Annotated in this window: 9 protein-coding genes; 1 reads left to right on the forward strand and 8 read right to left on the reverse strand. The window is 70.5% G+C overall.

Annotated elements, in window-relative coordinates:
• Positions 1–2 precede the first annotated feature (2 nt).
• From E2170_RS06845 to prfB, 3 genes are all read right to left on the reverse strand, one after another.
• Positions 3–1,076 (reverse strand): HD domain-containing phosphohydrolase, encoded by a 1,074-nt coding sequence (locus tag E2170_RS06845; protein ID WP_132999815.1) that lies wholly within the window; start codon positions 1,074–1,076, stop codon positions 3–5.
• 165 nt (positions 1,077–1,241) lie between these two features.
• A complete protein-coding gene (gene lysS, locus E2170_RS06850; RefSeq protein WP_132999816.1) occupies positions 1,242–2,768 on the reverse strand; it encodes a lysine--tRNA ligase in 1,527 nt (508 codons plus the stop codon).
• A 113-nt stretch (positions 2,769–2,881) separates the two neighbouring features.
• Positions 2,882–4,010, reverse strand: a protein-coding gene (gene prfB, locus E2170_RS06855; RefSeq protein WP_132999817.1) for a peptide chain release factor 2 whose coding sequence is annotated in 2 segments (ribosomal slippage) — positions 2,882–3,934 and positions 3,936–4,010 — 1,128 coding nt in all. Because the reading frame shifts where the segments join, the coding sequence is not laid out codon by codon here.
• 149 nt (positions 4,011–4,159) lie between these two features.
• On the opposite strand from prfB, the gene E2170_RS06860 reads away from it, so the two are divergent.
• Positions 4,160–5,149, forward strand: a complete 990-nt coding sequence (locus tag E2170_RS06860; protein WP_132999818.1) for a phosphatase PAP2 family protein — start codon at positions 4,160–4,162, stop codon at positions 5,147–5,149.
• On the opposite strand, the gene recJ is transcribed toward E2170_RS06860, so the two are convergent.
• Genes recJ through carA form a run of 5 tightly spaced genes read right to left on the reverse strand, consistent with a single transcriptional unit; the run spans position 5,146 to position 12,721 of the window.
• A complete protein-coding gene (recJ, locus tag E2170_RS06865) occupies positions 5,146–6,936 on the reverse strand; it encodes a single-stranded-DNA-specific exonuclease RecJ (RefSeq protein WP_425477830.1) in 1,791 nt (596 codons plus the stop codon). The genes E2170_RS06860 and recJ overlap by 4 nt on opposite strands.
• Entirely contained in the window at positions 6,933–7,874 is a 942-nt protein-coding gene (locus E2170_RS06870; RefSeq protein ID WP_243708078.1) for a phosphoglycerate mutase, read from the reverse strand. The genes recJ and E2170_RS06870 overlap by 4 nt, the downstream gene beginning before the upstream one ends.
• A 7-nt stretch (positions 7,875–7,881) precedes the next feature.
• Positions 7,882–8,355, reverse strand: coding sequence for a transcription elongation factor GreA (gene greA / locus E2170_RS06875; RefSeq protein ID WP_132999820.1), 474 nt, complete (start codon positions 8,353–8,355; stop codon positions 7,882–7,884).
• Complete coding sequence (gene carB / locus E2170_RS06880; RefSeq protein WP_132999821.1) at positions 8,352–11,597, reverse strand: carbamoyl-phosphate synthase large subunit; 3,246 nt, start codon at positions 11,595–11,597, stop codon at positions 8,352–8,354. The genes greA and carB overlap by 4 nt, the downstream gene beginning before the upstream one ends.
• Entirely contained in the window at positions 11,597–12,721 is a 1,125-nt protein-coding gene (gene carA, locus E2170_RS06885; protein ID WP_132999822.1) for a glutamine-hydrolyzing carbamoyl-phosphate synthase small subunit, read from the reverse strand. The genes carB and carA overlap by 1 nt, the downstream gene beginning before the upstream one ends.
• Positions 12,722–12,797: the final 76 nt, after the last annotated feature.

Genomic DNA, 12,797 nt, shown 5'->3' on the forward strand with positions numbered 1-12,797 from the left:
GCTCAGGCCTGCCCGGCCCCGGCAGCCGCAACCACCGCGCTTTCGGCGGCATGGCGCGCGCAGGCGTCCTCGACGCGCGCACGGTTGGCCAGCAGCGCATCTACGCAGCGCGGATCGAAGAGGCGCCCGCTCTCCCGGGCGATGTAGTCCAGGGTCTCGTCCATGGTCCATGCTTTCTTGTAGGGGCGCTCGGAAAGCAGCGCGTCAAAGACATCGGCCACCGCCACCACCCGCGCCTCCAGCGGGATGGACTCGCCGGCCAGGCCGCCCGGATAGCCGCTGCCGTCGTAGCGCTCCTGGTGGCGCAGGGCGATGGTCGCCCCCATCTGCACGAAGCGGTTCTGGCTGTCCTTCAGCAGCTCGTGGCCGATTTCCGGGTGGCGCCGCATCACCGCCAGCTCCTCCTCGGTCAGCGGGCCGGGCTTGAGCAGCACCGCGTCGGGAATGGCGATCTTGCCGATGTCGTGCAGGGGCGCGGCCAGCTCGATGGTGCGGACCTCGTCCTCGCTGAGCCCGAGGCCCTCGGCAACGATGCCGGCCACCGCCGCCAGCCGCGCCAGGTTGGCGCTGGTGCCGGCATCCCGGTAGGCGATGGCGCGGGCCAGCCGGGTCAGGGTCTCGCGCTCGCGCTCCTCGACCTCGTGCATGCTCGACAGCAGGCGCTGCTCCAGCGACAGCGCGCGCTGCTTGACCGACTCCGCCTGCTGGCGGAGCTGCAGCAGGTTGCGGCATCGCGCGCGCAGCTCGCGCGGACGCACCGGCTTCACCAGGAAGTCGATCACCCCGGCATCGAGCGCCGCCTGGCGGATGGGCTCATCGCCCACCACGGTCACCAGTACGATCGGGACGTCGCGGTGCAGCATCGGGCGCCGGAAGCGGCGCGCGAACTCCAGGCCGTCCATCACCGGCATCCGGTAGTCGAGCAGCAGCAGGTCCGGGCGATTGTCCTCGCACCAGCGCAGGGCTTCCTGCGGCTCGCTGAAGTCGAGCACTTCCAGCTCGGGACTGATGTCCTCGAGTATGTGCCGCATCATGGTGCGGGCGGAGGTCTGGTCGTCGACGATGACGATGTTCACCTGATCACCTTCCTCGGCCCGGTGGACGCGGCTCCGCCTGTACCGGCGAGCCGACGAATCGAATGCAAGCAGGCATCGTGCCCGCCCGGAGGGCCCTTACGGGGCCCCTCCGTCCCGAGGATACGTCAGTTGCCACGTGAATCGGGCACTTGCGGCCCAATCGCGTCACTCCTGGGATACGCCCAGGGGGCGCATGTAGGGGAACAGCAGCACGTCGCGGATCGAGGACGAGCCGGTCAGCAGCATCACCAGCCGGTCGATGCCCACGCCCAGGCCGCCGGTGGGCGGCATGCCGACCTCGAGCGCGCGGATGTAGTCGGCGTCGTAGTGCATGGCCTCGTCGTCGCCGCCGGCCTTGGCCTCGACCTGGGCGCGGAAGCGCGCGGCCTGGTCCTCGGGGTCGTTGAGTTCGGAGAAGCCGTTGGCCATCTCCTTGCCGCCGATGAACAGTTCGAAGCGGTCGGTGATGCCGGGCTCGGTGTCCGACTCGCGCGCCAGCGGCGAGACCTCCACCGGGTAGTGGGTGATGAAGGTCGGCTGCACCAGCCCGCCCTCGACCGTGGCCTCGAAGATCTCCAGCAGCAGCTTGCCCCAGCCCCAGGACGGCCTGGCCTTGATTCCCAGACGGGCGCAGTGCGCGGCCAGCGCCTCGCGGTCGCGGCAGTCGACGGCGCTGATCTCCGGGTTGAGTTCGCGCACCGCGTCTTCCATCTTCCAGCGGCGGAAGGCCGGCGCGAGGTCGATGTCGTGGCCGTCCCATGCGAAGCGGCTGCCGCCGGCCGCTTCCAGCGCGACGTCGCGGATCATCTGCTCGGTCAGGTCCATGACTTCGGTGTACGTGGCATAGGCCTCGTACAGTTCGAGCATCGTGAACTCGGGGTTGTGGCGGGTGCTCACGCCCTCGTTGCGGAAGTTGCGGTTGATCTCGTACACGCGCTCGAAGCCGCCGACCACCAGGCGCTTGAGGTACAGCTCCGGCGCCACGCGCAGGTAAAGCTCGAGGTCGAGCGCGTTGTGGTGGGTGGTGAACGGGCGCGCGGTGGCGCCGCCGGCGATGTAATGCATCATCGGCGTCTCCACTTCCAGGAAGCGGCGCGCGTCCAGCCAGCGGCGCATCGCCGCGACCACCTTCGAGCGCACCACGAACACCTCGCGTGCGTCGGGGTTCACGATCAGGTCGACGTAGCGCTGGCGGTAGCGCTGCTCGACGTCGGCCAGGCCGTGCCACTTGTCCGGCAGCGGGCGGAGCGACTTCGTCAGCAGGCGCAGCGCGTCCGCCTTCACCGACAGTTCGCCGGTGCGCGTGCGGGTGAGCCCGCCCTCGGCGGCGATGATGTCGCCCACGTCCCAGCCCTTGAAGGCCTCGTAGGCCTCGCCCAGGGCGTTGGCCTGCAGGAACAGCTGGATGCGGCCGCTGACGTCCTGGACCTGGGCGAAGGCGGCCTTGCCCATCACGCGCTTGGCCAGCAGGCGCCCGGCCACGGCGACGCGGCGGCCGGTGGCCTCGAGCGCCTCGGCGTTCCAGGCGTCCACGTCCGCGTACTCGTCCTGCAGGTCGCCTGCGTGGTCGCCGCGGCGGAAGTCGTTCGGGAACGCGACGCCCTGCCCGCGCAGCGCGGCCAGTTTGCCGCGACGCTCGGCGATGAGGCTGTTATCGTCGGCGGCGGGCTGGGGCTGTGCGGGCGTGGTCATGGATTCTCTCGGGAAACGGGTGTGGCTTGGGGGGGCACCGGCGGGCCGGCGGCGTGCTAGGCGGTCGGCGCCGCTGCTGCAGGAGCGGTGGCAGTGCCACCGCAATCCTGCGATCAGACAGCGTCGGCGCGTTTGGCGCCAGCCTCTAGCCCCGACTTCAGGCTGGCCTCGATGAACTCGTCGAGGTCGCCGTCGAGCACGTTCTGCGTGTCCGAGCGCTCGACGCCGGTGCGCAGGTCCTTGATCCGGCTCTGGTCGAGCACGTAATTGCGGATCTGGCTGCCCCAGCCGATGTCGGACTTGGTGGCTTCCACCGCGTCGCGCTCGGCGTTGCGCTTCTGGATCTCGAGCTCGTACAGCTTGGCCGCCAGCATCTTCATCGCGGTGTCGCGGTTGGAGTGCTGGCTGCGGCCGGTCTGGCAGGCGACCACGATGCCGGTGGGCACGTGGGTGATGCGCACCGCCGACTCGGTCTTGTTGACGTGCTGGCCGCCGGCGCCGGACGAACGATAGACGTCGGTCTTGAGGTCGGCCGGGTTGATCTGGATGTCGATGCTGTCGTCGACTTCCGGCGACACGAACACCGAGGTGAAACTGGTGTGGCGGCGGTTGTCGGAGTCGAACGGCGACTTGCGCACCAGGCGATGGACGCCGGTTTCGGTCTTCAGCCAGCCGTAGGCGAAGTCGCCCTCGATGCGCACCGTGGCCGACTTGATGCCGGCGACGTCGCCGCCGCTGGCCTCCATCAGCTCGGTCTTCCAGCCGCGGCTCTCGGCCCAGCGCAGGTACATGCGCAGCAGGATCTCGGCCCAGTCCTGGGCCTCGGTGCCGCCGGCGCCGGCCTGGATGTCGACGTAGGCATTGGTCGAATCCATCTTGCCGGAGAACATGCGCTGGAATTCCAGCTTCTCGACCTGGCCATTGTAGTTCTCGACGTCGGCGACCACCGCCTGTGCGGTTTCCTCGTCGCCTTCGGCCTCGGCCAGGTCCAGCAGTTCGGCCGCGCCGACCAGGCCCTCGGTCAGGTCGCGGATGCCGTTGACGGTCTTGTCGAGCGTCGCACGCTCGCGCCCCAGCGCCTGCGCGCGCTCGGGATCGTTCCAGATGTCCGGGTTCTCGAGTTCGCGCTCTACTTCCTCGAGGCGCTCGCGCTTGGTGTCGTAGTCAAAGAAACCCCCTCAGCGCATCCAGCCGGCCCTTGAGGTCGGCGATGCGCTGGCGGACGGGATTGAGCTCCATCATCTGCCGGTGTATCCGCTTGGAAAGAGGCGGATTCTAGCAATTCCGGGGACCCGCCGGGCCGCGCTGGCCGACCTCGCCAGGCGGACCACTGGGTACCATCACCGGCCACCTGCTGCTGAATGCCCCCGTAACCATCAAGGACGTCCCGCATGTTCGAAGTCGACCCCATCCTCTGGCTGCAGCAGTTCCAGGCTCCCTGGTTCGACGCCTTGATGCGCTTCATGAGCTGGATCGGGGAAGCCTGGTTCTACATGCCGGCGATACTGGTGCTGCTGTTCGGAATCCGCCTGCGTCCGGGCATGGGCGTGCTGCTGGCGCTGGTGCTGACGGCCTTTGTGACCGAGGGCTTCAAGCAGGGCTTCGGCCTGCCGCGGCCGAGCGAGGTCGACGCGCGGGTGCTGTACGAGGGCAAGAGTGGTCGACACCTGGTCGCGGACGGCGCGGCGGACCACTTCTGGGGCCTGCCCTCCGAGGAAGCGATCACGGCGAAGCGCGAGACCCGCGACCCCAGCTACGGTTTCGTCAGCGGCCACACCAGCGCGGCGCTGGCGTTCGTGCTCGCACTTGCCCTGTTCTTCCGCGCGCGGGCGGCGTGGATCTGGGGCCTGGTGGTGGCCTGGCCGCTGCTGATGGGGCTGTCGCGGATGTACCTCGGCCGGCACTTCCTGGCCGACGTGATCGGCGGGCTGGTGGTGGGCACGGCCGTAGCGGTCCTTGCGTGGGCGTTCATGGGCCGCTTGCAGGCGTCAGGGGCACGTGCCTGGCGAAGCTGGACGATCGCGCTGGTTGCGACATGCATGCTGGCGGCGGCCGCGTGGGCCGTGCCCTGGATCGATCCCGGCCAGGCCGGTGAAGTCGCCGGCACCCTGCTGTGCATCGGAGGATTGATGCGGTTCGGCTGGCCGGACGACGCCACCGGCCTGGCCCGTCGCGGGGCGCGCGTGGCCTGCGCACTGGTGGTCGGCTATGGCGCGACCTCGCTGCTCGAAGCCGCCTATGCAGCAGCCGGCTGGCCGGAGCGGCACGCCGCGGCGTTCTTCTTCTCGGCCGCCGGTTTCGTGATCGCCCTGCTGGGCGCCGTGTTCGTCGCCCGCTGGCTGGGCCTGTACCGGCCCTCGCCCGCCGCGGCGCGCGCCTAGCTGCCGGATCCGGTCGCTTCGACCCGATCCGCAGCGCGACGGCCCACGGCCGGCACGGCATCCTCCACGACCAGCTGGATCGCGTCGCCACCGCGGTAGTCGTCTGGCGCCAGCCGGTAGGCGACATGCAGCCGCGAGGGTGGCGGTTCGCCGTGCCAGGCACCGAAGTGGATCGCAGGCAGCTGCGTCCGCACACCTTCGCAGCGCAGGCCAAGCTTGAGATGGCGTTCGCCGACCACGCGCCAGTCGACGACCTCGAACTCACCGTCGAACAGCGGTTCCGGGAAGCCCTGGCCCCAAGGACCGCCGTCGCGCAGCGCCTCGGCATGCACGCGGTCGAACTCGTGCGCTGCCAGTGCACCGTCGCTGTCGAGGGTCGCCTGCAGGGTGGCGGCGTCGAGGGTGTCCGCGGCGTGGGCCTGGAACGCGGCCTGGAACGTGTCCAGCCGCGAAACGTCCAGGGTCAGCCCCGCCGCCATCGCGTGACCGCCGAAGCGTTCGATCAGCCCCGGATGGCGCGCGTCGATCGCCGCCAGGGCATCGCGCACGTGGAAGCCCGGGATCGAGCGCGCCGAGCCGCGCAGGCTGGCGCTGCCGGGTTCGGACGGCGCGAACGCGACCACCGGCCGGTGCAGCCGCTCCTTGAGCTTCGAAGCCACCAGACCGACCACGCCCGGATGCCAGCCGGGTTCGAAGGCGCAGACCGCGGCCATGCCCGCATCGCCCTGCACCAGCGCGTCGAGCGACTGCGCCGTGAGCGCGCGCTCGGCTTCGTCCAGCATCGCCTGCTGCACGTTGCGGCGTTCGCGGTTGATCGCGTCGAGCTGCCGCGCCAGTTCCTGCGCCCGTGCCGGATCGTCGCAGAGCAGGCATTCGATGCCGAGTGCCATGTCCTCCAGGCGCCCGGCGGCGTTAAGCCGCGGACCGACGGCGAAGCCGATGTCAGCGGCGGACAGCAGCTCCGCGCGGCGGCCGGACACCTCCACCAGCGCCTTGAGCCCGGCGCAGCCCTGCCCCGCGCGCAGGCGGCGCAGGCCGGCCGCGACCAGGGCGCGGTTGTTCGCGTCCAGCGGCACCAGGTCGGCCACGGTGCCGACGGCGACCAGGTCCAGCAGCTGCGCGAGGTCCGGCCCCTTGCCTTCCAGCCGGCCCTCGTCGCGCAGGCTCGCGCGCAGGGCCAGCAGCACGTAGAACATGACGCCCACGCCGGCCAGCACCTTGCTGCCGAAGTCGTCGCCCTCGCGGTTCGGATTGACGATGGCGTCGGCCGCCGGCAGCCGCTCGCCGGGGAGATGGTGGTCGGTGACCAGCACCTGCCAGCCCAGGGCCTTGGCGGCCTCGATCCCGGCATGGCAGGCGATGCCGTGGTCCACGGTCACCAGCAGGTCGGGACGCAGCGGCGACAGTTCATCCACCAGCGCGGGCGAGAGGCCGTAGCCGTGGACGATCCGGTTCGGCACCGCGTGCAGCACGTCGTGCGCGCCGAACATGCGCAGGCCGCGCACGGCGAGCGCGCAGGCGGTGGCGCCGTCGCAGTCGAAGTCACCGACGACCAGGATGCGGCGGCGCTCGCGGATCGCCGTGGACAGCAGTCCGACCGCGCGATCGAGATCAAGCAGGCCATGCGGCGGCAGCAGCCCGGCCAGGCGCGGACGCGCGGCCTCGACGTCGGTCGCGCCGCGGGCGGCGTAGATGCGGCGCAGCAGCGGCGGGATGTCGGCCGGCCAGTCGGCGGCCTGCCCGGCCTCCACGGGCGGACGGCGGCGGATGCTGCGCCGGGGCGTCACGGTGCCGGCCATCCCTGCGGACGGCGCCAGACGCGCAGCGCGTGGCGGCGCCGGAGTTCCAGGCGCCAGCCGTCGCCGTCGTCCAGGCGCAGGGCCGCGATCCGGCCCGTGCGCAGGGCCTCCAGCGCGGGCGCCAGCCATTCGTTCTCGATCCACGCGAGGTCGCGCGTGCCTTCCAGGTCATAGACGCCGGGTTCGCCGGTGAATGCCGCCGGAAGCTCCTCGCCACGCCCGCCGGCCGAAGCCAGCGCGCGCGCGGTGTCGTCGCCGCTGTAGCCGGCCGGGCCATCGCCCGCCGTTGCCGCGGGCAGTCGCCCGCCTCCCCAGAACCACAGCGCGTTCACCGGTGCCAGGCCGCGGGCCACGCGGCGCGCGTTGAGCGGGTGGTTGTGCAGGGTGATCTGGGCCTCGCTGGCGAGCGTGCGCCAGCGCCGGCCTTCCGGACTGGTGTCGAGGTGGTCGAAGACGTCCTCGCCCAGCGCATCGCCGGGGTCGGAGAACACGGGCACCTTCGCTTCCTTCGGCAGGCGCAGGTACCAGCGCGCCGGATGCGGCGCGTCGAGTTCGAAGCCTGCATCCCCGAACAGCGGGCGCAGCGCCGGCAGCAGTTCGTCGCAGTCGGCCCGGGTCAGCGACAGCGCCTCGCCGTGCGCGAGCAGGCGCACGCCGTTGATGTCGGGCCGCAGCCACACCGGGTCGGCGCGCAGCCAGCACGCGCCAGCGGCATCACCGACCTCGGCCTGGCGCGACAGCGCCGCGATCGGCCAGCCCTCGCCGCGCAGCGGGAAATGCCGCAGCAGCTGCGCCCGCCGACCGGCGTCGCCATCGGCCAGGCGGTCGCCACGACCGAGCGCTTTCGCCGCCGCCGCGGACAGGCGCTGCCGCCCGAGCCGCGACGCGGCCGGGAGCAGCAGGGTGAGGGTGTCGGAAACCGGCATCGCCGGGTCAGCCGTAGCTGACCTCGACGATCTCGTACTCACTGGTGCCGCCGGGCGCCTCGATGGTCACGACGTCGCCCTCGTGCTTGCCGATCAGCGCACGCGCCACAGGCGAGGAAATCGCGATCTGGCCCTGCTTGATGTCGGCCTCGAGGTCGCCGACGATCTGGTAGCGCTTCTCGTCGCCGCCGTCCTCCGGGGACAGCACCACGGTGGCGCCGAACACGACCTTGTCGCCGACGTCGAGCGAGGACACGTCGATCACCTGGGCGTGCGACAGCTCGCTCTCGAGCTGCTTGATGCGGCCCTCGATGAAGCCCTGCTGCTCGCGCGCGGCGTGGTACTCCGCGTTCTCCTTCAGGTCGCCGTGGGCACGCGCCTCGGCGATCGCGTTGATGACGGCAGGCCGCTGGACGCCCTTGAGTTCTTCCAGCTCCGCGCGCAGGCGCTGCGCTCCCTGTGCCGTGATCGGTGGTCTCATGTCCGCTTCAACTCCTCGTGCAGTTCGTGCAGCGCCCACACCGGGCCGCTGCCGCGATAGTCCAGAGAATGCAGCAGGGCCTTCGCACCGGCAATGGTGGTCGAATAGGTCACCCGCTGCTGCAGCGCCTCGCGGCGGATCGAGAACGAATCCGCGATCGCCTGGCGCCCTTCGGTGGTGTTGACGATGTAGGCGATTTCGCCGTTCTTGATCAGGTCGACGATGTGCGGCCGGCCCTCGGCGACCTTGTTGACCTGTTCGCAGTCGAAGCCATTGTCGCGCAGCCAGGCCGCGGTGCCCGAGGTGGCGACCAGGGCGAAGCCGCGCTCGACCAGGGCCCGGGCCACCGGCAGCACCCGCTTCTTGTCTGGATCGCGTACCGAGACGAAGGCCTTGCCCGCTTCAGGCGCCCGGATGCCGGCCGCTTCCTGCGCGCGCGCGAAGGCGGCGCCGAAATCGCGGCCCACGCCCATGACCTCGCCGGTCGAGCGCATCTCCGGCCCGAGGATCGGATCCACGCCCTGGAACTTGGCGAAGGGGAAGATCGCTTCCTTCACCGAGTAGTACCCGGGCACCACCTCCTCGGTGGCGCCCTGCTCCGCCAGCGTGCGGCCCGCCATGCAGCGCGCCGCGATCTTGGCCAGCGGCACGCCGGTGGCCTTGGACACGAAGGGCACCGTGCGCGAGGCACGCGGGTTCACTTCCAGCAGGTAGATCGTGTCCTCGCCCTCGTCGCCGGTCTGCACCGCGAACTGGGTGTTCATCAGCCCGACCACGTCGAGCTTGCGCGCGAGCGCCGCGACCTGCTCGCGCAGGCTGGCGCGGGTCGCCTCGGACAGCGAATACGGCGGCAGCGAGCAGGACGAATCGCCGGAATGCACGCCGGCTTCCTCGATGTGCTCCATCAGGCCGCCGATCAGCACCCGGCCCTCGGCATCGGCGATGACGTCGATGTCGACCTCGATCGCGTTGTCGAGGAAGCGGTCCAGCAGCACCGGCGAATCGTTGGACACCTTCACCGCCTCGCGCATGTAGCGCTCGAGGTCGGCGTCGGCGTGCACCACTTCCATGGCGCGGCCGCCGAGCACGTAGCTCGGGCGCACCACCAGCGGGTAGCCGACCTCGCGCGCCAGCACCAGCGCCTGCTCGGCGCTGCGCGCGGTGCGGTTGGGCGGCTGCTTCAGGCCCAGGCCGTCGACCAGCTTCTGGAAGCGCTCGCGGTCCTCGGCCAGGTCGATCGAATCCGGCGAGGTGCCGATGATCGGCACGCCGTTGGCCTCGAGCGCACGCGCGAGCTTGAGCGGGGTCTGGCCGCCGTAGTGCACGATCACGCCCTTGGGCTTCTCCAGCTCGACGATCTCCAGCACGTCCTCCAGCGTCACCGGCTCGAAGTACAGGCGGTCGGAGGTGTCGTAGTCGGTCGAGACCGTCTCCGGGTTGCAGTTGACCATGATGGTCTCGTACCCGTCCTCGCGCAGGGCGAGGGCCGCGTGCACGCAGCAGTAGTCGAACTCGATGCCCTGGCCGATGCGGTTGGGGCCGCCGCCCAGCACCATGATCTTGTCGCGGCCGGTAGGCTCGGCTTCGCACTCGTCCTCGTAGGTCGAATACAGGTAGGCGGTGGTGGTGGCGAACTCGGCGGCGCAGGAGTCCACGCGCTTGTAGACCGGCTTGATGCCGAAGGCGCGGCGCAGGGCGCGCACGGCCTTCTCCTCGACCCCGACCAGCTGCGACAGGCGCGCGTCGGAGAAGCCCATGCGCTTCAACTCGCGTAGCCGCGAAGCATCCAGTGCGTCCACGCCATCGGCCGCGATTTCGCGCTCGGCGGCGATGATGTCCTCGATCTGGTCGAGGAACCAGGGGTCCACCCAGGACAGGGCATAGACCTCGTCCACCGTCATGCCGGCGCGGAAGGCGTCGGCAATGTGGAACAGGCGCTCGGGGCCGGGCTCGCGCAGCTCGCGTCGCAGCGCCGATTGCCCTTCGTCCGAAGCCAGGTCCAGGCCGGTGGGGTCGAGGCCGACCTTGCCCGTTTCCAGCCCGCGCAGCGCTTTCTGCAGCGACTCCTGGAAGGTCCGGCCGATGGCCATCACCTCGCCCACCGACTTCATCTGCGTGGTCAGGCGCGAATCGGCCTGCGGGAACTTCTCGAACGCGAAGCGCGGGATCTTGGTGACCACGTAGTCGATCGTCGGCTCGAACGAGGCCGGGGTCAGGCCGCCGGTGATCTCGTTCTTCAGCTCGTCAAGCGTGTAGCCCACCGCCAGCTTGGCCGCGATCTTGGCGATCGGGAAACCGGTGGCCTTGGACGCCAGCGCGGACGAGCGCGACACGCGCGGGTTCATCTCGATCACCACCACGCGCCCGGTCTCGGCGTTGATGCCGAACTGGACGTTGGAACCGCCGGTGTCGACGCCGATCTTGCGCAGCACGTCGATCGAGGCCTGGCGCAAGCGCTGGTATTCCTTGTCGGTCAGGGTCTGCGCCGGCGCGACGGTGATGCTGTCGCCGGTATGCACGCCCATCGGGTCGAGGTTCTCGATGGAACACACGATGATGCAGTTGTCCGCGGTGTCGCGGACCACTTCCATCTCGAATTCCTTCCAGCCCAGCACCGACTCCTCGACCAGGATCTCGCCCACCGGCGACAGCTCGAGGCCGCGCCGGGCGATCTCCTCGAACTCCTCCTTGTTGTAGGCGATGCCGCCGCCGCTGCCACCGAGGGTGAAGCTGGGCCGGATGATCGTGGGGTAGCCGACCCGCGACTGGATGTCGACCGCCTGCTCGAAGCTCTTCGCGACCTCCGCCTTCGGGCACTCCAGGCCGATCTCCTGCATCGCCACGCGGAACAGCTCGCGGTCCTCGGCCATGCGGATGGCCTCGCGCTTCGCGCCGATCAGCTCGACGCCGTACTTCTCCAGCACGCCGTGGTCGGCGAGGTCGAGCGCGCAGTTGAGCGCGGTCTGCCCGCCCATGGTCGGCAGCAGCGCGTCGGGGCGCTCCTTCTCGATGATCTTCTCGACCGTCTGCCAGTTGATCGGCTCGATGTACACCGCGTCCGCCGTGTCGGGGTCGGTCATGATCGTGGCCGGGTTGGAGTTCACCAGCACCACGCGGTAGCCCTCCTCGCGCAGCGCCTTGCACGCCTGCGCGCCGGAGTAGTCGAACTCGCAGGCCTGGCCGATGACGATCGGGCCGGCGCCGATGATGAGGATGGTCTTGAGGTCGGTGCGCCTGGGCATCAGTGCTGCGCCTCCATCAGCGCGATGAAGCGGTCGAACAGGTGGGCGACGTCGTGCGGGCCGGGAGCGGCCTCGGGATGGCCCTGGAAGCTGAAGGCCGGGGCGTCGACCAGGGCGATGCCCTGGTTGGTGCCGTCGAACAGCGAGCGGTGGGTGACGCGGACGCTGGCCGGCAGCGTGGCCTCGTCGATGGCGAAGCCGTGGTTCTGCGAAGTGATCATCACGCGGCCGGTCTCCAGGTCCTGTACCGGGTGGTTGGCGCCGTGGTGGCCGTTGGCCATCTTCATCGTGCGCGCGCCCACGGCCAGGCCCAGCAGCTGGTGGCCCAGGCAGATGCCGAAGGTCGGGACGCGAGCGGCCACCACCTCGCGGATCGCCTCGATCGCGTAGTCGCAGGGCTCCGGGTCGCCGGGGCCGTTGGACAGGAACACGCCGTCGGGCTTGAGCGCCAGTGCCTCGGCGGCGCTGGTCCGCGCCGGCACCACGGTGACCTCGCAGCCGCGCTCGGCCAGCATGCGCAGGATGTTGCGCTTGACCCCGAAGTCCCAGGCCACCACGCGGAAGCGCGGCTTCGCGGCCACCCACTCGTCGCGGTCCAGGTCCAGGCTGCCCTCGTTCCATGCGTAGCGGCTGCCGGTGCTCACGACCTGGGCCAGGTCCATGCCCTTGAGACCCGGGAACTTGCGCGCGGCCTCGACCGCCTTGTCGACGTCGATGTCGCCGGCCATCACCGCGCCGTTCTGGGCGCCGCGCTCGCGCAGCAGGCGGGTCAGGCGGCGGGTGTCGATGCCGGCGATCGCGACCACGCCGCGGTCGGCCAGCCACTCCGGGAGCGCGGCGCGGCTGCGCCAGCTGCTCGGCCGGCGCGGCACGTCGCGCACGATCAGGCCCGCCGACCAGACCTGGCCGGACTCGTCGTCCTGGCCGGTACAGCCGGTGTTGCCGATGTGGGGATAGGTCAGGGTGACGATCTGGCGGGCGTAGGAGGGGTCGGTAAGGACCTCCTGGTAGCCGGTCATGGCGGTGTTGAACACGACTTCGCCGACGGACAGGCCGGGCGCGCCTACGGAAACGCCTTCGAAGACCGTACCGTCTTCGAGCGCGAGGATTGCGGGTGGGGTCACTGGCGTTCGCCTACGTGGGGTTGCAAGACACCGCCGGCCCGGCATTGGCCGGCCCGGAGGCGAGTGGTTCAGGCGA

The organism is Luteimonas arsenica (assembly GCF_004352825.1).
In the GTDB taxonomy this organism is placed as follows: Bacteria; Pseudomonadota; Gammaproteobacteria; order Xanthomonadales; family Xanthomonadaceae; genus Luteimonas; species Luteimonas arsenica.